Source organism: Altererythrobacter sp. B11, assembly GCF_003569745.1.
Taxonomy (GTDB): Bacteria; Pseudomonadota; Alphaproteobacteria; order Sphingomonadales; family Sphingomonadaceae; genus Croceibacterium_C.
Map to the genome: position 1 here is coordinate 2,279,379 of NZ_AP018498.1, position 18,696 is coordinate 2,298,074.

Here is an 18,696-nt window from a genome sequence, read left to right on the forward strand (position 1 = left end):
CCGGTTTCACCCCTAAGGCCCGACTCCCATGGCGCGGTACATTTTTATCACCGGCGGCGTGGTTTCCTCGCTCGGCAAGGGACTGATGGCGGCGAGCCTCGGGGCACTGCTCCAGGCGCGCGGCTACAAGATACGCATCCGCAAGTTCGACCCCTATCTCAATGTCGATCCCGGCACGATGAGCCCTTACCAGCATGGTGAGGTCTATGTGACGGATGACGGGGCGGAGACCGATCTCGATCTCGGCCATTACGAGCGCTTCACGGGGGTTTCGGCGCGGCAGAGCGACAATGTCACCTCGGGCCGCATCTACCAGCAGATCATCGCGCGCGAGCGGCGGGGGGACTATCTCGGCGCGACGGTGCAGGTGATCCCGCATGTGACGGACGCGATCAAGGAATTCGCCCTTGCCGATACCGAGGGGCTGGATTTCGTGCTGTGCGAAATCGGCGGGACGGTGGGCGACATCGAAAGTCTGCCGTTCATCGAAGCGATCCGCCAGCTGCGTAACGAACTGGGGGTGGAGAACACGGCCGTCGTCCACGTGACGCTGGTGCCCTATATTTCCGCTGCGGGCGAGCTGAAGACCAAGCCGACGCAGCATTCGGTGCGGGAACTCACGAGCCTGGGCGTGCAGCCCGATCTGCTGCTGTGCCGCTGCGAACACCCCCTACCGGAAAGCGAACGGGCCAAGATCGCCCTGTTCTGCAATGTGCGGCGCGAAGCGGTGATCCAGGCGCTGGACGCCTCCAGCATCTACGCCGTGCCGCTGCAATATCATGCCGAGGGGCTCGACAACGAAGTGCTGCGCCACTTCCGTCTCGAAGCGCCGCAGCCCGATCTTTCGGGTTGGGTCGATATCGTCGATCGCTTCCAGAACCCGGAAGGGGAAGTGACGATCGGCGTTGTGGGCAAATATGTCGGCCTGCCCGACGCCTACAAGTCGCTGAACGAAGCACTCGTGCATGCCGGCATGGCCAACCGCGTGAAGGTCAACATCCGCTGGCTGGACGCCGAATTGTTCGAACAGGACGATGCCGAAATCGCCGCCCGGCTCGAACCGATGCACGGCATTCTGGTGCCCGGGGGCTTTGGCGAACGCGGTTCCGAAGGCAAGATCGCCAGCGTCCGCTTTGCGCGCGAACGTGGCGTGCCGTTCTTCGGCATTTGCCTGGGCATGCAGATGGCGTGCATCGAAGGGGCGCGGAACACGGCGGGCATTGCTGCCGCTTCGTCCACCGAGTTCGGCCATACGGATGAACCGGTGGTGGGTATCATCACCGAGTGGATGAGCAAGGAAGGCTTGCAGCAGCGCAGCGCGGAGGGCGATTTGGGCGGCACCATGCGGCTCGGCGCCTATGCCGCGCGGCTATCGGGCAACAGCCATGTCTCGCGCATCTATGGCGGCGCGACGGAGATTTCGGAGCGGCATCGCCATCGCTACGAGGTGAACTCGGCCTATCGCGATCCGCTGGAGAAGGGCGGGCTGGTGTTTTCCGGCATGTCGCCCGATGGCCTGCTGCCCGAGATCGTGGAGCGGCCCGATCACCCGTGGTTCGTGGGTGTGCAGTTCCACCCCGAGCTCAAGAGCCGGCCGTTCGATCCGCATCCGCTGTTCGCAGGCTTCGTGGCGGCGGCGTTGCAGCAGGCCCGATTGGTCTGACACCAGCCTGTCGTTTTTTGGGAACCGTTCGCAGAAAGCGCTTGCGCACAAAGGCACACAGACCCTAGCCGTGGGGCGACATTCTGCTGCCCTGCCTTGGGGGGACGGCTTCGCCCGGCGCATCGGGTGAAGTATAACGGGCGGCCTGGCGAGAGCTTGTCGACATGCTTCGGCCGTCTTTTGCGACCCGGACGGCCATTGCGTGGAGACAGGTCGGCGCTTCCAAAGCGTCGAGGGGGCGAAGCCTTGCGGCTTCGCCCCCGTATCATTTGCGCGAGTGAGGAGGGATCAGGCCGCGTCGGCGGTGCCGTGATCCTCGCCCGCTTCGCCGTCCTTCACGACTTCCAGCTTCCGCTGGCCGCCGATCTGTACCTTCTTGGGCTTCATCGCCTCGGGCACTTCCCGCACCAGGTCGATCACCAAGAGGCCATCGGCGAGATCCGCCTTGTCCACGCGGACGAAGTCGGCCAGCTCGAACCGGCGTTCGAAGCCGCGATTGGCGATGCCGACATGGAGCAGGTCGCCCTCGGGCTCGTCCTCGCGCCTGCGGCCCTGGATCACCAGCAGGTTCTGCTGCGCGGTGATGTCGATATCCTCGGCGCGGAAGCCGGCCACGGCCACGGTGATGCGATATTCATCCTGCCCGCGGCGCTCGATATTGAAGGGCGGATAATTGTCCCCGCCGCCATTGTTGCGCACCTGCTTCTCCAGCAGGTCGAACAGCCGGTCGAAACCGACGGTGGAGCGGCGATAGGGGGTGAAATCCATACGGTTCATCGAAACAAATCCTCCATTGAGCAATTTGACCTATGCCGAGCCCGCACGTGCGGCGCTCGTGCCCCGCAGCCCTTACGGCGCCGCGCGGCAATGCCTAGATATGGCAGCAAGCGGCTCTTTCAAGGAGCCCAGCAAGCTGTTCGGAAAGGAAGTTACGTGGCCACTCCAAAGGTTGAAATCTATACCAAGTTCTATTGCGGCTATTGTCAGCGCGCCAAGAGCCTGCTGAATTCTAAGGGCGTCGAATTCACGGAATACGACGTCACCATGGGCGGCCCGGACAAGGACAAGATGATGGAGCGCAAGCCCGGAGCGAGCACCGTTCCGCAGATCTTCATCGACGACAAGCCGATCGGTGGCAGCGACGAACTCGCCGCGCTCGACCGCGAGGGCAAGCTGGACGCGCTGCTCGGCCTGTGACGTGGGCCGCGCCCACCCGCATCGCCGTCTTGCAGATGACGAGCGGGATCGATCCGCAGGAGAATGCCCGCACGCTGGTGGCCGCCGTCGAGCAGGCTGCGGCGGGCGGCGCGGCCATGCTCTTCACGCCGGAAATGTCGGGCCTGCTCGATCGCGACCGAGCCCGCGCCGCCGCACATATTGTGCCGGAGGAAAGCAATCCGGTGCTTGCGGCGGTGTGCCGGGCGGCAGCGGAGCACGGGGTCTGGGTGGCGCTGGGTTCGCTTGCCGTCCAGCGCGGGGACGGTCGCTGGGCCAACCGTTCGCTGCTGGTCGACGCCAGGGGCCAAATCGCCGCACGCTATGACAAGATCCACATGTTCGACGTACAGCTTGCGAATGGCGAGAGCTGGCGCGAATCCGCTACCTATCAGCCGGGCGAGGAGGTGGTGATCGCCGATAGCCCCGCAGGCCGCTTGGGGCTCGCGGTGTGCTACGACATCCGCTTCCCAGCGTTCTTTTCAGCGCTCGGCGCAGGCGGTTGCGACCTCATTGCCATCCCGGCTGCCTTCACGGTGCCCACCGGCACCGCTCACTGGCACCTGCTGCAGCGCGCCCGCGCCGTGGAAGCGAGCGCCTATGTCGTGGCCGCCGCCCAGGTGGGGCATCACGCCGACGGGCGCGACACCTACGGCCATTCGCTCGTTGTCGATCCCTGGGGCGAGGTGCTGCTCGATCTGGGTGGAGAAAAGCCGGGGCTGGGCTTTGCCGAAATCGACCCGGCGCGCATTGCAGACATTCGCGCCCAGCTGCCGAGCCTTGCCAATCGCCGCGACATTACTACAGCCGCGTGACGATGATCGTTTACGACCTTGTATGCGCAGCGGGCCACCGCTTCGAAGGCTGGTTCGGCTCCTCTGCCGATTACGCCGCGCAGCATGATGGCGGCCTGCTTAGCTGTCCGCATTGCGGATCGGCTGAGGTGGGCAAGGCTCCCATGGCCGCGGCGGTGCCGAAAAAGGGCAACCAGCTGCCGGCTCCGCATCGTGCACGGACGGGAAACCATCCGGCCGAAGGAGAAAGCCAGGCGCTCTCCGCCGGGCCGCTGCCGCCCGCAGTCGCCAAGGCGCTGCAGCAACTGGCCGAAGCGCAGTGCAAGGCGCTGGAGAGCTCCACCTGGGTGGGCGATCGTTTTGCGGAGCAGTCCCGGGCGATGCATTACGGTGAGCGCGACGCGGAGGCGATCCATGGCCGCGCCACGGTCGCCGACGCCAAGGCGCTGCTGGAAGAGGGCATCCAGATCGCGCCCTTGCCGTTTCCGGTGCTGCCGCCAGACGAACTCAACTGATTGCCTTGCCCCGCCGCCTCCCCTAAATGCACACCCTGTGTGCGCCCGTAGCTCAGCAGGATAGAGCATCGGATTCCTAATCCGGGGGCCACAGGTTCGAATCCTGTCGGGCGCACCAAATTCCGCCGATTCCCCCATTTCGGAGTGCCCCGTGAACAATGCCTTCAGGCGTCGAAACGACGGCATTTGACGGCAACAAAGTTCAAATGGTTTTCGGTCGAAAAGGCGCGCGCTTCTCCGACGATTCTCACCAGGGAACGTTGCGCCCCTCGCGGTCGAGATACTGAAGGCCGGGCTTTCCCTGCTGCGCGAGAAGCGTGGTGACGATCTGCGGCACGGTCTCCTCCATCCCGAAAGGCGCATCGGGACCGCCGAGTCCGGTGCGAATCCAGCCGGGAGCCATGAGCACTAGTGCGCGGGGATCGTCGGCATGGCGAGCCGCATAGCTGCGCATATACTGGTTCAGCGCAGCTTTGGACCCACGATAAACCTCATGACCGCCGTTCGTGTTGTTGGAAATGCTGCCTTGTCCCGATGACATGACACCGATCAGACCGGCCGGCGCAACGCGATCCTGCATGCCTTCGACCACCCGCATGGGGCTGAGCGCATTCGTGACCATCACGCGGATGAACTCTTCCGTCAAAACCTCTGCGATGGTCTCGTCCTGATTGTCGTTCGCCGTGCCGGCGTTGACGAACAGGATGTCGATGCCCGGCCCCTCCAGCCGATCGCGTAACGCCGCGATCTGCTCCGGCTCGGTCACATCGAGCTGCTCGATTTTGACGTAATCCGGATGCGCGTCGGCAAGCTCGTGCAGCGAGGTGCGATCGGGGCCGCGCACCGTCCCGATGACATGCCAGCCGCGCTTGAAGAATTCCGCCGCCATCGCGTGTCCGAGGCCGCGCGAGGCGCCGACGATGAGGATGGTGCCAGTGGTTTCGTTGTCATGTTTTGAGGTCATGGTTCCGCCTTTTCTTTTGATGTCGGCAACAATCATCCTCGCCGCTCATCGGATGCACCAGACGCACAGGATACAAACTATTGCTGCATAAGACGCTATGCAGCACTGCAGGGTCGACTAGAATGTGCCGATGGATACCATCGACCTCAATCTCTTGCCGGCACTGGACGCGCTTCTGGCTGAAGGCAGCGTCACGGCAGCGGCGCGGCGCCTTGGGCTCAGCGCGTCCGCCATGAGCCGGACTCTGGCCCGGCTGCGTGCAGCAACCGGCGATCCCCTGCTCGTGAGGGCAGGCCGTGGGCTGGTGCCAACGCCGCGTGCCCTGGCGCTGCGCGAGCGCGTTCATACGCTGGCGCGGGACGTGCGGGACGTTCTTAGCCCGCAGGAGGGCGCTCTCGATCTTGCCACGCTGGAGCGGACCTTCACGATCCGCGCCAATGAAGGCTTCATCGCCTTGTTTTCTGCTCCCCTGGTCGCCGCCGTGAGCGCGGCCGCCCCAAGCGCGCGCCTGCGCTTCGTAGCAAAGCCCGTCAAAGAGGCCGGTCCGCTCCGGGACGGAGCGATCGACCTTGAGATCGGCGTGCTCGGCGACTTCGCTCCGGAGGTGCGAACGCATCTTCTGTTCCGCGACCGGTTCGTCGGCGTTGTCCGCGACGGGCATCCGCTCCTGTCAGCACCGATGACGGAGGAGCGCTATGCTGTCGCCCGGCACGTCGTCGTATCTCGCAACGGGCGATTCAGGGGGCCGGTTGACGCCGCGCTGGAAGCACGGGGCCTGACCCGCGCGATCGTCGCCGTGGTGCCGGGCTTCCCGGATGCCTTGCGGATTGCGCGCCATTCCGATCTCGTCGCCCTGGTGACGCAATCAAGTTTGTCTGACCCACGGTTCGCGGATGGCCTCACCAGCTTCGCACTGCCGGTCGCAACACCGGAAATCGGGGTCAGCGCACTATGGCATCCACGCATGGAGGTGGATCCCACCCATCGCTGGCTGCGCGATATCGTTATAACAGCGTGCCGTCCGCATCGCGACTGAGTCAAAGGAGGGCTATGGCGTAGACATAGCTCTCATCCTCACCCGGTGCGGTGCACCATTCTTTCAAGCACTTGGCGAAGACGCAGCGAAGCGGTTCGCAGCCGCTTGGAAACTTCGCGAATCTTCCCGGCCCCCGGCAACCGGCTGAGGGCGTGTGCCTCTCCTGGATCGGATGCGCTGACCGGATATACGCTCATCGGGTTCCGGCATCAGAATGTCGTGCAATTACCAGCGAGACGACGTTGTTTTCGCGTGTTCTGGATGTGTTGGCGTTGGTTGAACGTTTACGTTTTTGACCCACTATCCGACTGTCATGCTTCAGTTTTCATCCTTGAAGAGTGCAGGACCGAGGCAACGGTTCATAGCTTTCGTAGCATTGCCCGGGATCGGCTTCGCGGTCGCGCTCGTGCTGTTCGGCCTCTGGAGCCTGTGGATCACTGCAGAACGAAGCGATCTGGCCACACGCGATCGACAGGTGCGCGACGTCCATCTCGCCATCGGCGCGACGCTGGATGAACTGACGCAAAGTCAGGCGGGCGTGGCGATTTGGGATCCAGCCGTAGCGGAGCTCGAGAAGCCGAAGCCAGATCTCGATTGGCTCGATCAAAATGTCGGCGCGTGGCTGAACTATGTCTTCAACCATGAGCTGGATCTGATCCTAGATGGCACGGGCCGCCCGGTCTATGCCATGGAAAAGGGAGTGCGGGTGCGACCGGACACCTTCGACCGCATCGAGCCTGAATTGCGCCCGTTGCTGGACGGGGTCCGCGGCCTCAGCCGCATGCCCGCCAACCCGCATGAACGCCTGCCCAACCAGCCGCTTCATCCCGATAGCAGCGTCCGGACGTCTCCTGCGGCGCTTCACGCGACCGACCTTGTCATGCTCGACGGCGAGGCCGCCGCCGTGAGCGTCATGCGCATGGTGCCCGATTCCCGGGCATCCACGACCGCGCCCGGATCGGAGCCGCTGCTCATCAGCGTTCGCTATCTCAATTCCAGCCTCATGCGCGAATTGCAGCGCGTGCGCGGGATCGTGGGCGCGCGCGTCACCCGATCACCGGCGGTTGGCGGTTCCGGCGAATACAGCGTGCCGCTTTCCTCATTTCGGGGCCAGCGCATCGGCTATTTCACCTGGCGCCCGGAGATGCCCGGCAAGGCAATCCTGGGATCGGTGCTGCTCCAAGGCGGCGGCGCGCTCGCCGCGCTGCTGGTGCTGCTGGCGGGCCTGATCTTTCGCATTGGCAAGCTGATGTCGAGGGACGCGAGATCGATCGCGGTGCTGGAGGAAGCGCGTCTGGAACTGCAGGCGAAGGAGGCACAGGCACAGTATCTCGCAAACCATGATCCGCTTACCGGGCTGCCGAACCGCGCATTGTTCGGCAGGTTCGTGGAAGAAGCGATTGCAGGCATGGGCGAGCAATGGCTGGTCGGAGTGATGCTGATCGACCTGGATCGCTTCAAGAACGTCAACGATACGCTGGGCCATCTTGCAGGCGACAGGCTGATTCAGAGCGCTGCCGTCAGGCTCGCCGATTGCGTCGGAGACCGTGGCATCGTGGCACGTCTGGGCGGTGACGAATTTGCGATGTGCCTCGCGGACTGCAGCACTACCAGCCAAATCATCCAGGTGGCCAAACGGGTTCTGGGGGAACTGCAGGCCCAACATTACATCGCGGGATCCTCTTTGCGGGTGAGCGGCAGCATAGGGATCTCAGTATGCGAGGGGCGGGGGACCGACAGGGCGGAGCTGCTTCGCAAGGCCGACATTGCCATGTATCGGGCCAAGGAGACCGGGGGCAATACATATCGCTTCTTCAGCCCTGAAATGGATGAAAGCATCGCGAGCCGACAGGTTATCGAACGCGATTTGAGGCTGGCGCTTCAAACCGGCGATCAGTTGTTCGTGGCCTATCAGCCCAAACTCGAAGCGTCCTCCGGACGTATCATCGGACTTGAGGCATTGGTACGCTGGCGGCATCCGGCCCGCGGCGAGCTGGCGCCGGACGTGTTTATCCCGGTGGCGGAGGAATGCGGCCTTATCGCTGCGGTCGGTGAGTGGGTACTGGGCGAAGCCTGCAGGGTTGCGAAGCGCTGGCCAAGCTTGTCGGTCGCCGTGAACGTCTCGCCTGCCCAGTTCCGGTCGCCGGGACTGGCGGCATCGATCCGTTCGATCGTGCGCGGCGCCCGCGTGAGGCCGCAGCAGATCGAGCTGGAGGTCACGGAAAGCATCTTGCTCGAGGATGACACCGTGCTCCAGGCGGCCTTGAAGGAGCTACGGTCGGCGAAGTTCCGCATCGCGTTGGACGACTTCGGCACCGGCTATTCCAGCCTGAGCTATCTGAAAAAGTTCAATGTCGATAGCATCAAGATCGACAAGGGCTTTGTGAAACGCCTGGGCCAGGATCCCGAGGCGATCGCCATCGTACAGGCGGTCATCGCCCTGGGGCATGCGATGTCGCTTTCGGTAACCGCCGAAGGCGTGGAAACCGAGGAACAACGGTGCCTGCTCCGAGCTGCAGGGTGCAACGAGCTTCAAGGCTTTCTTTTTTCAAAGCCAGTGGTCGAAAGCGAACTGGCAACGCTGATCAACGATGCGCGTAATCCCACATGGCCGAGTGATTCTGCAGAGCCTGTGTCGGCCTAGCATGTCGCCCGCAGCACCGGGGTCACGCCAAACGCTATCCGAGCGGTCTTATCCTATCGGGGCAGAAGCCTTCATGGTGATGCGAGGGTCGGCGGACACTTACCCTTCCTTCGGCATCCGGCAGGAATAGCTCGCCGCCGCAGCCGGATCGCCGCCGTCGAAATGCGCATAGGCAGGATGGGGGCACATTGGCCGCTCTTCTGAATGGTCTTTTCGCCACGCGGTTACCCGTTCGGCGGGCTGATTCCGCTCCACCCAGTCCACCAGCGGTGTGAGCAGGTCGAAGGTCTCGAAGGAATTGCCCCCTTGGCAGTGCATCATGCCGGGGACCATGTAGAAGCGGCTGGCGTCGGCGAAGGCCGTCCCGTTCGCGGCGACAGCGCGCTGCCAGTAATCCCAGGTGTCGAAGGCCGAGAACCACGGGTCGCTGACGCCGTGGAAGAACAGCGCCTTCCCGCCGTGGCCCAAGAAGGTGGAGAGGTTGGTCCAGACATTCGTGTCGGTCAGCCGGGCGTTCGCGTCCGCGCGCAGCGCCTGCAGGCGCGCGTCCACATCAATGTCCAGAGCACGGGAGGGCGGGCCGAACACGCCCGGCGCTCCAGTGGGGAGATAGCCGGGCAGCTGGCCGGGCTTCATGTCTACGATGCCCGTATCCCAGGGGATCGGCACATACACCGGATACCCCGCGGCGTCCTTTGGCCCGGCGAAGGCGCGCTTCAGGCCATCCACCTGGGCAGCGGACAGGCATCCGTCCTTCTTCTCGCCCGTACATTGCAGGCGTTCCGGCGCGAAATGGCATTGGGCCACATTCATGATCATGCCATCGGCGCGACCGTCCCGCGCGTCACACTGATCGAGCAGGCCGGTGAGGATCGTCTTCCGGTCCGCGGCGGAGAAAATCTGTGAAATGATCGGGAGCCCTTCAGCATCGCGCGGCGCCGCGCGGTTCAGCTGCACGGTCGCGTATTCGATGCCGAAATTGGAGTAGCCGGGCCGCATCGCCGGCGCCCCGATCACGATACCGTCGAACAGTTCGGGATAGCGCTGCATGGCAAGCATGCCTTCGCGGCCTCCGGTGGAGCAGCCCGTCATATAGCTATGGCCGATCGGCCTGCCGTAATAAGTCTCGGTCAGCGCCTTCCCGCGCTGCGCGGCCTTCAGCACGGCCGTTTCGGCGAAGTCGAGCGCCGCGCGCTGATCCGCCATGAAGCTCTGGTCGAAAACCGCGCCTTCGTGCCCGCCATCATGGCTGATCACGGCGAATCCGCGGGCGAGGGCGGGGCGGTCTCCTGAGGCGACCGGGCCGATCGGTGCCCGCACCACGCCATTCATGCCGCCGCCGCCCTGCAGCAGGAAGCGGCCGTTCCAGGCATCGGGCAAGGCCAGCGCGAAGCCGATCCCATATTGCGTCCCATCGTTGCCGCGGTGCGGGTCTATCGTGCCTTCCACCAGGCAGTGCGCCGGCAGGGGCGGAGTTGGCGGAGCTCCCGCTTCGGCGGGCGCGCTTGCCGGGGACGCTGCGATATGGCGCGCGGAGGATATGATCGTGCCGGGCCATATCTCCTGCCCGCGCATCGCTGCGCAGCGGTCAGCGAGATCGGCCGGCTGATCGGCGGCGCCATTCGGAACGGTGGCCCCTGCCAAAAGCGGCGCGGCAAGCGCGATCCAGAATATGCGCATGAGATTCTCCCCCTGATGGCCGGTCAGATGGTGACGACGACCTTGCCGACCTGCTGATTGGATTCGAGGAACCGGTTGGCCTCCGCCAGCTGATCGAGCCCGCGGAACTCGCGCGCGATCACGGGCCGCAGATGCCCGCCCGCAAGGCCGGCGAGGATCTTCTCCTGCGCGGCCTTGTAGCGATGCGGGTGGTTCCAGATCTCGCTCGCCACCCAGCCGCGCATGGACAGGCCCTTGAAGGCGCATTGCCAGTGCGGATAGGGCGTCTCCTGGCCGCTCAGCCCGCCATAGATGAACAGGATTCCACGTGGGGCGAGGGCGCTCGCCAGCGTTTCGACATAGGGGCCGCCCACGGGATCGAAGGCGGTGCGCGCGCCCTTGCCGCCGGTGATCTCCATTACCCGCGCGACCAGGTCCTCTTCCTCCGTGGCGATCACATGCGCCGCGCCTTGCGCCAGCAGGGCCTCGGTCTTGTCATGCTTGCGCGTGCAGGCGATCGAGATTGCGCCGGCCCAATTGGCGAGTTGGATCGCCGCTATCCCGACGCTGGAGGAAGCGGCGCGAACGATCACGCCGTCGCCGATGCCGATGTCGGCGACCTCGATGAGAGCGAAGGCCGTCATATACTGCATCCAGATAGATGCGGCTTCGGCTGGTGTGAGGCCGGGCGGGGCGGGGAGCAGGATGCGCGCGGGCACGATCGCGGCCTCCGCCCAGATGCCATACTGGCCCTGCTGGATCATCGGCAGCACGCAGACGCGCTGGCCGATTTCGAATCCTTCCACGCCGTCGCCCAGCGCCTCGATCACGCCCACGCCCTCATAGCCGATCAGGCTCGGCAACTGCGGCGTCACCGGATAGCGCCCGGCGCGATACATCGCCTCGGCGCGATTGAGCCCGACAGCCTCCACCCTGATGCGCACTTCGCCCGCGGCGGGATCGCCGATGTCGATATCCTCAATGCGGAGCACCTCCGGCCCGCCGAGTTCGTGAATGCGAACGGCCCTGGTCATCCCAATTCCCCTGTTAATTTTCTGCGAGGATGGCGGCGGAACGGGGTGCTTGTCCAGCCCGAAGGACGCAGCCCAGAAGGAAAGTGCCGCCCAAAGAAAAAGGCCCTCCCGCAAGGGGAGGGCCTTAGGCTTGGCTATCGCTTCAAGGCTTAGAACTTGATGTTCGCGCCCAGATAGAAGCGGCGGCCGTTATCGTCATAGAACCCGGTTCCGAGGCTGCCGCCGGCCTGGTTCCCTGTACCGAGCGGATTGGTGTTACCCGGGTTGTACGTGACCCGCGGCGGAGCCTTGTTGAACAAATTGTCGATACCGAAGCGAATGGTCACGTCTTCGGTAAGCCCATAGCTGCCGTTCAGATAGAAGATGTTGTAAGCTGGTGCGCCCACCGTCGTGGTCGGGAACTGGGCTTCCGTCGCATCTTCGATCGAAGGCAGGTGCTGCCACTGCAGACCCAGCATAAAGCTGTCGATCCGATAGTTGAGCGTCGTGAACACGCGATAATCGTAATTATTTCCGTTCAAGCCGCTTGACGTCGGGCCCTGAGTGCCCGCGAACTCCAGCAGAGGATCCGTGGGAAGCTCCGCAGCCTTGAACGAAAGCAGATAGGTGAACTGCACGTTCAGGCCGAGAGTGCCCGGTCCCACATCGGCGCCCCAGTCAAGCTGAGCGTCAATACCCTGCACGCGGAACCGACCGTTGTTGACGTAGGTGAGGTTCACGTTCTCCAGACCGCCCGTTGTGGCATTGCGCGCAATAGCACGACAAGCAGCTGTCTGTGCGGCTGCTGCCGGATCCGAGGTTACCAGCGGATTGAGGCTGGGATCGAAACAGGTGCGCTGTGCTATCGCCACGGTCTGCTGCCCGATCGCATCCTTCACCGAGATGTTGTAATAATCAACGGTCAAGCGCGCGCGGGACAGCAACGAGCTGTTGAACGGCGAATTCAACACCATGCCGGCCGTCCACGTATCCGCCTTCTCCGGGCGGAGATTGGGGTTGCCGATTGCGCTCGGCCAGGCAAAGCCGAAGGTCGAGTTGTCGGTTACGCCCGGGCCGCCGTTATAATAGGCGTCCGATGCCTGTTGGTTGGGCATCATCGCGAGGCAGGTCTGATAAACCGCATCGCCATTGGCATTTGCCGGGTTGGCCGAGTAGGGCCCAGGATTGGCGCGCGAGCATAGATCGCCCACGGTGTTGGTGCCGAAGGTCTGCTGGCGTGCCAGGTAGAGTTCGGCCAGGTTCGGAGCACGCTCCGCGCGGTTGTAGCCGCCGCGGAAGCGCAGCCAATCGGTCACTTCCCAGTCACCGAGTGCTTTGTAAGTGTAGCTGGTACCCGTGGTGCTGTAGTCGGAGATACGGCCGCCGAGTTCAAGGTTGAACTGCTGGATGCCGGGAATGTCGGCGAGGACCGGCACGAGCAACTCGCCGTAGATTTCCTTCACGTCGAAGAAACCTTCGGAGTTGCCGCTCGGATAGATGCCCAGCGCCTGATCGTTGAACGAGCGCCCCTGAGTGGTCAGCGTGTCATTGGTGAACTCGAAATCGAGTTCACGATAGGTCGCGCCGATCGCAGCCCGCAGATCGCCGGCCGGCAGCTTCGCCAAGGCGCCCTGCATGTTGGCTTCAACGATGGTCTGGCGCGTGTAGGTGCGGTTCTTCAGGTCCGCGCGGATGGCTTCAAGGCAATCCTCCGAGAAGCCGCCCTCGGGCGGAACGAAGAAGTTGAGGCCGCTGGTGCAGGTTGCAGTGGAAGCGCCGAAGCCGCCACCGGCCGCATTACCGGTGAAGGTGGCCCCTCGGCCGAAGTTCGGCGCCTGGACAACTGCCCGCAAACGCTCAAGCGAGTAGATACCCGTCTGAATCGCGTTGACCGACGAAACGCCGTGGTTGACCGACGCGTCCCAGGTCCAATCTGTCCCCGGTATGCTGCCTTCCAGGCCCGCGACCAGGTTGTAGGTCATGACGTCGGTGGATGTCTCACGGTTATCAGGTAGCAACGTCGTGATAGCGAACGGTGCGCTGGGGTCGGCCCGGCTGTTGAGGAGATCCCACATCGCGGCGGGAAGCTGATCCTGATCCAGCCCCGTCGGATCGACGCTCACGCCCCAGCCACCCGTGATCGGACCCGGCTCGTTGCGGGTGAACGTCTCGACATGGCTGAACATGGCTTGGCCAAATACGCCGATCCAGTCGTTGATCTCGTAATTGCCGCGCGCAAGGAAGTTGTAGCGTGTCAGCGGCAGGACAAGGAACAGTTCCGTGTTGTTCTGGACCAGCGTGCCGGTGTCGGTGATTTTCGTATTATAGCCGTCAACCGGATCGGTGTTCCCGTAATAGTTCACGTAACGCGTGAAGGGAGCGCCGTAGATACCCGAAGTATCAAAGAAGGAGCCATTCACGAACGGGTTGCCGTTGCTGTCCAGGTAGACAGTGGTTCCCTGCACGTTCGGGCTGAAGCGCCCTTGCGGGAATAAGGTTGTGAGACCGGAGGCGTAGTTCCCTCTCGTGCCGTCAAGCAGGATGCCGGGATTGTCGATGAAGAACTGTGCGCCGCCGCTGGCATTCAGACCAGTGCTGGGATCGGCGTAGAGGTCACGATACCACTTACGATCGCTGCGGATATTCGCTTCGCGAGTGTTCATCGACATGGCGAGGCTGATGTTGCCGCGACCATCGTCGAAATCGGTGCCCATGATACCGGACAGCTGATATTCGAAGCCGTCACCTTCCTGGGTGATGCCGACCTGACCGTCGAGCTCGAGGCCCTGGAAGTTCTTCTTCAGGATGAAGTTGGTGACGCCGGCCACAGCGTCCGCGCCGTAGGTGGACGAAGCGCCGCCGGAGATGATCTCCACGCGCTCGATCGCCGCGCTAGGGATCGACGTGATGTCGATCACGCCCTGAGCATTCGCGGGCGTGCCCCGACGACCGTCGATCAGCACGAGATTGCGGTTGGAGCCGATGCCACGCAGCGACACTGTGGCCGCGCCCGGCGTATTGGTCGCCGTCGGCTGAATGTCGGCGCCCGCCTGCGGGGTCTGCGCCGGCGTGAACTGCGGCAGCTTGTTCAGGTTGACTTCGATGGCCGCGGTCGACGATTGCTCCAGAAGAGCTTCGTCAACAGTCACCGTCGGGCTGTTGTTCTCGAAATCGGCCCGCTGGATGCGCGAGCCGGTGACGACGATGGTGTTCTGCTGAGCGCCTTCGCCAGCGCTATCCTGCGCGACTGCTGGCGCCGAAAAGGCGAACGTGCCGGCGCAACCCGCCAGCAGGAGGGCCTTATGAAGCCCCATGTTATGCAATCTCTTCACTTTGTGCTCCCTTCACAAAAGAATAATAGAGCGGCCGCGGGGCCGCTTAGGCGTTCAGCCAGTCACCGTCCGCGCACGCGCATGAGCCGGGCTCTCACACACGAGAACCCGGGCGAGCCGGATGGATTGCGGCGGAATTGCAGAGGGTGAGATTGCGTGCGCTGTTCGGCTCTGCCGAAGACGCAAGCGCGTTTACACGCGGATATCCCATAGTCACCCCTCCCTACGGCCAGCCTTGATTGAATCGGCAGTTACCGCTCTCCGGTGATCTCATATTGCGCTTGTCCGACACTGTCCAGCGGCGAGGGAGCGATGGAGGCCGAAAGGTGCAATTTTGCATGCCCGGCGGACGATTTGCCGGGCCAACTATCGCTTGCGCCGGTTCGAGGCAGCGCGTGGTTTCGAATACAATACACGGAAAACAAAGCATAATAATTTCTTTCTCTACATGCAATGGCCCCGAGTGTTGCAAGTCTGCATCGCTTTGACCGTCCTTTTTTCGGACGGCGGCGAGGCTGCCCTTATGGCGCATTTGGGCCGCGGATTTGGCCCGGTGGAGTGGGTATTCGTTTCAAGAGTCCTGTTCCGACGTCGAGAAATGCCCTAGGCGGCTGCACCCTGTTCAACCGTTGCAATAGGGGCTAGTGACGGGTTCGAGGGATGACCGCTTGGGGACGGGCAAAGCGCACCGATGAACAGGCAGAAGGCAGGCGAGCGCACGGACGATGCACCGGCGCCCCAGGAGAATCCGGAGGCTGCCGCCCGGTGGCGAGACGCCCTGCGTGATCACGCTCGCGAAATTATCCAGGGCGCGCGGGGCTCCCGCGAAGGCGAGGACACGCATGGCGTCATTTCACCCGATCTCGGTCCACTTGCGCGTGATGCACTGGAGATCGTGGAAGCCTTCGCTCTCGGTTCCCGTGAACTGGCGCAATCCCGGCCTATTGATTTGAATGAGTTCTCCGCCCGGCTGCAAATCGTCCTTGCAGGGATCGAGGGCGAACTGGCGAGACGGCAAGCGGCGGTTATTCCGGAGCGGGAGCAGCCGCATGTGATCCAGGGCGAGTTGTGGCAGGTGCTGAGGAAGACGCGCGAAAGCGCCGACCTTGCCTATGCCCGCGAGTTCGATCTGGCGGAACTGGACCGCAGGATCCTGTTCCTGCTGGCAAGCCAGGGGCCGCTGGTGCCTGCCGATGTTTCGGCCGGAGTGGGGGTAGACAAGGCGCAGGTGAGCCGTGCGGTGAAGCGCCTGCTGGAAATGGGGGCGATAGAGCGCGAGCAGATCCGCGCGCCCTTGCGCCTGACCGACGAGGGGAAAAGGCTCAGCCAACGCCTGATCCGGCTCGCCGAACTGCGGCATCGCGAACTCACCTTCGACATCGGGGAGGAAGAGCTCGAGGATTTCGTCGACATGATCGAAATCCTGCTGGAGCGCGCGGTCACGCTGTACGAGCAGGAGCGCGATCTGGCGCAGACTGCCGGCAAGAATGGCAAGACCGCTGAACCCGTGGATCACCGGCGCGTTGACCGCGTGGTGATCGAGCGGGGGCGGATCATCTCGGTGTTGATGACCCTCAGCGCTTATTCAAGCCGCAGTGGCGCACTGGCATTCCGCCGTCTCACCGGCCTTTCCAACTTCGAGGCTTTCGTCCTCTATGAGGTGGGCAAGCATCCGCCGATCGGATGGACGCCGCTGGTGCAGGCGCTGGAGCGGGATCACAGCCAGGCCGGGCGCACGATCACCAATCTGGTCGAGCGCGGTCTGGTGGAGCGAGAGGGCCGCCCCGGCCGTCGCCACGGCCGTTTCTTCCCGAGCCAGGAAGGCTCGCGTCTATGGCATATGATTGACGAGGCGGGGCGGGAGCGCAGCGCTTTCCTGCTTGCTCCGCTGGATGCGGAGCAGCGTAGTCGCTTCATGCGGACGTTCGACAAAATTCGCCGCAACGCTGCCGCCCAGCTGGAGCGGGAGCGCGCCTTTGCGGAACTGGAGAACTGAGCTCGCGCTGGGGCGGGCGCCTACTTGACCCGTTCGACCCGCACCGCCGCCTGCTTGCCGATCTGCATTAGATAGCTGCCCAGCGCCGCCCGGCGGATTTCCACCGTGTCGCCCTTGCGCGGCGGCTGATAGAAACGATCCACGCTTTCGCTGAACAGCCACTGCGCGCCATCTTCCATGCCGACGAGGTAAACGCCGGGCTCCCGCTCGCGGACGGAGGTGACGCGCGCGCTGATCCGCTCTGCCTCGCCTTCCGGTCGAGCGAAGCGCTCGGGACTGCTGGCCCGTACATCCTCGCTGCCGAAGCCGGAGGTACCGCTGCCCACCGGAGCGGTGGCAGAGCCGGCCGGGGCTGGCGCAGCGCCAGGAACGGTGCGGCGCGGAGCGGCGCCGGCCGACCTTATATTGTTGTCGTAACAGGCGAGGCGCGCGCCGGGATCGTCGATCTTGGCGCATTCGCGCAGGATGTTGATCACGATGTCGTCGCTCACCTGCGCAGAAGCGGGAGCGGAAGCCAGCGTAAGGGCGGCGGTAGCCCCCACCAGCAGCGCGGTAGCGCGATGCGCTGTCATGGAACGATAAACTCCTCTCGACCAGCCCGCTTAGTGGCGCGTGGCCTGCCCGCGTGCAAGTGCCTTGCACGCAGGAGCGCGAAAACTCAGCCTTCGCTGCCGGCTTCGGAATCCTTCCGTTGCAGCACTCCGCGCCGAAGCTGATCTTCCTCCATGGATTTGAACAGCGCCGAGATATTGCCTTCGCCGAAGCCCTCGTCGCCCTTGCGCTGGATGAATTCGAAGAACACCGGGCCGACCATCAGCTGGCTGAAAATCTGCATCAGCAGGCGCGGCTCGCCGCCCTCAGTGGTGCCATCGACCAGGATGGACCGCTTCTTCAGCTCCTCCACCGGCTCCCCATGGCTGGGTAGCCGATCATCCAGCATCTCGTAATAAGTATCGGGTGGGGGCGGGGCGAACGCCAGGCCCTTCTGGGCGAGGCTGTCGAGCGAGGCATAAAGGTTGCCGCTGCCCAGCGCGATGTGCTGGATGCCTTCGCCATTATAGGCGCGCAGATATTCTGCGATCTGGCCTTTGCCGTCTGCGCCACCTTCTTCGTTGAGCGGAATGCGAATCTGGCCATCGGGCGCCATCATCACCTTGGTGTTGAGCCCGGAATATTCGCCGGTGACATCGAACTGGCGGAACTCGCGGAAGCCGAAGATGCGCGAGTAGAAGGATTCCCAATGCGCCGTGCGCCCGGCATAGACATTGTGGGTGAGGTGATCGATCGTCTGGAACCCGGCACCCGGCGGGAAGCGTTCCACGCCTTCCTCGTAAACGAAGTCGATGTCGTAGATGCTGAGATCGTCGCCATAGCGGTCGATCAGATAGATCAGTGAATGCCCGATGCCGCGGATCGCGGGGATGTTGAGTTCCATGACCCCGGTCGGCACATCGACGGGTTCGGCTCCGCGTTCGATCGCCAGCCGGAAGGCCTTGGCGGCGTCACGCACCCGAAAGCCCATGCCGCAGGCGGAAGGCCCGTGTTCGGCCGCGAAATAGGCGGCGGGGCTCTTCGGCTCGTAATTGGCGATCAGGTTGATATGCCCCTGCCGCCAAAGCTGAACATCCTTGCTCCGATGGCGAGCGACCAATGAGAAGCCCATGCGCTCGAAGGCCGGCTCCAGTATGCCCTTCTCAGGCGCGGAAAACTCGAGGAATTCGAAGCCGTCCAGCCCCAGCGGATTGTCGAACAGATCTGCCATGGTTTCAATCGTAACCAATCTCCGTCGCGGCTGCAACCGGCCTGCCGGGCGACCTCGCGGCAATCCGCCGCAATCCCGCAAGATTGCTTGATAAACCAGCGCG

Annotated in this window: 14 protein-coding genes and 1 tRNA gene; 8 read left to right on the forward strand and 7 right to left on the reverse strand. The window is 63.6% G+C overall.

Annotated elements, in window-relative coordinates; translation table 11 throughout:
• Nucleotides 1–28: 28 nt before the first annotated feature.
• A complete protein-coding gene (locus AEB_RS10895; RefSeq protein ID WP_119083223.1) occupies nt 29–1,663 on the forward strand; it encodes a CTP synthase in 1,635 nt (544 codons plus the stop codon).
• A gap of 288 nt (nt 1,664–1,951) precedes the next feature.
• Here the strand turns inward: AEB_RS10895 and AEB_RS10900 are convergent, their stop codons facing one another.
• Nucleotides 1,952–2,440 (reverse strand): Hsp20 family protein, encoded by a 489-nt coding sequence (locus AEB_RS10900; RefSeq protein ID WP_119083224.1) that lies wholly within the window; start codon nt 2,438–2,440, stop codon nt 1,952–1,954.
• 156 nt (nt 2,441–2,596) lie between these two features.
• On the opposite strand from AEB_RS10900, the gene grxC reads away from it, so the two are divergent.
• The 4 genes from grxC (at nt 2,597) to AEB_RS10920 (ending at nt 4,305) form a co-directional block, all read left to right on the forward strand.
• Nucleotides 2,597–2,860 carry a glutaredoxin 3 gene (grxC, locus tag AEB_RS10905; protein WP_231958679.1) on the forward strand — a complete coding sequence of 88 codons (264 nt, stop codon included), beginning with the start codon at nt 2,597–2,599 and terminating at the stop codon, nt 2,858–2,860.
• A gap of 35 nt (nt 2,861–2,895) precedes the next feature.
• Nucleotides 2,896–3,693 carry a carbon-nitrogen hydrolase family protein gene (locus AEB_RS10910; protein WP_119084592.1) on the forward strand — a complete coding sequence of 266 codons (798 nt, stop codon included), beginning with the start codon at nt 2,896–2,898 and terminating at the stop codon, nt 3,691–3,693.
• Nucleotides 3,694–3,695: 2 nt separating this feature from the next.
• The gene (locus AEB_RS10915) at nt 3,696–4,187 is read left to right on the forward strand and encodes a DUF1178 family protein (protein ID WP_119083226.1); all 492 of its coding nucleotides are present in this window, start codon (nt 3,696–3,698) and stop codon (nt 4,185–4,187) included.
• A gap of 41 nt (nt 4,188–4,228) precedes the next feature.
• Nucleotides 4,229–4,305: transfer RNA gene (locus AEB_RS10920), tRNA-Arg, on the forward strand.
• Nucleotides 4,306–4,434: 129 nt separating this feature from the next.
• On the opposite strand, the gene AEB_RS10925 is transcribed toward AEB_RS10920, so the two are convergent.
• Nucleotides 4,435–5,187, reverse strand: a complete 753-nt coding sequence (locus tag AEB_RS10925) for an SDR family NAD(P)-dependent oxidoreductase (protein ID WP_231958680.1) — start codon at nt 5,185–5,187, stop codon at nt 4,435–4,437.
• Nucleotides 5,188–5,281: 94 nt separating this feature from the next.
• On the opposite strand from AEB_RS10925, the gene AEB_RS10930 reads away from it, so the two are divergent.
• A complete protein-coding gene (locus tag AEB_RS10930; protein ID WP_119083227.1) occupies nt 5,282–6,187 on the forward strand; it encodes a LysR family transcriptional regulator in 906 nt (301 codons plus the stop codon).
• 376 nt (nt 6,188–6,563) lie between these two features.
• Nucleotides 6,564–8,831 carry a putative bifunctional diguanylate cyclase/phosphodiesterase gene (locus AEB_RS10935; protein ID WP_172593065.1) on the forward strand — a complete coding sequence of 756 codons (2,268 nt, stop codon included), beginning with the start codon at nt 6,564–6,566 and terminating at the stop codon, nt 8,829–8,831.
• A 99-nt stretch (nt 8,832–8,930) separates the two neighbouring features.
• On the opposite strand, the gene AEB_RS10940 is transcribed toward AEB_RS10935, so the two are convergent.
• From AEB_RS10940 to AEB_RS10950, 3 genes are all read right to left on the reverse strand, one after another.
• Complete coding sequence (locus AEB_RS10940; protein WP_119083229.1) at nt 8,931–10,511, reverse strand: DUF6351 family protein; 1,581 nt, start codon at nt 10,509–10,511, stop codon at nt 8,931–8,933.
• Between the two features lie 23 nt (nt 10,512–10,534).
• Nucleotides 10,535–11,524, reverse strand: a complete 990-nt coding sequence (locus tag AEB_RS10945; protein ID WP_119083230.1) for a zinc-dependent alcohol dehydrogenase family protein — start codon at nt 11,522–11,524, stop codon at nt 10,535–10,537.
• Between the two features lie 149 nt (nt 11,525–11,673).
• Nucleotides 11,674–14,835 carry a TonB-dependent receptor domain-containing protein gene (locus AEB_RS10950; RefSeq protein ID WP_231958681.1) on the reverse strand — a complete coding sequence of 1,054 codons (3,162 nt, stop codon included), beginning with the start codon at nt 14,833–14,835 and terminating at the stop codon, nt 11,674–11,676.
• A gap of 691 nt (nt 14,836–15,526) precedes the next feature.
• Between AEB_RS10950 and AEB_RS10955 the strand changes: the two genes are divergently transcribed.
• On the forward strand, nt 15,527–16,831 hold the full coding sequence (locus AEB_RS10955) for a MarR family winged helix-turn-helix transcriptional regulator (protein ID WP_119083232.1): 1,305 nt from the start codon (nt 15,527–15,529) through the stop codon (nt 16,829–16,831).
• Nucleotides 16,832–16,851: 20 nt separating this feature from the next.
• Here the strand turns inward: AEB_RS10955 and AEB_RS10960 are convergent, their stop codons facing one another.
• Both AEB_RS10960 and hppD read right to left on the reverse strand, forming a co-directional pair.
• Nucleotides 16,852–17,403 (reverse strand): hypothetical protein, encoded by a 552-nt coding sequence (locus AEB_RS10960; protein WP_119083233.1) that lies wholly within the window; start codon nt 17,401–17,403, stop codon nt 16,852–16,854.
• A gap of 86 nt (nt 17,404–17,489) precedes the next feature.
• Nucleotides 17,490–18,593, reverse strand: coding sequence for a 4-hydroxyphenylpyruvate dioxygenase (gene hppD, locus AEB_RS10965; protein ID WP_119083234.1), 1,104 nt, complete (start codon nt 18,591–18,593; stop codon nt 17,490–17,492).
• Between the last annotated feature and the right edge of the window lie 103 nt (nt 18,594–18,696).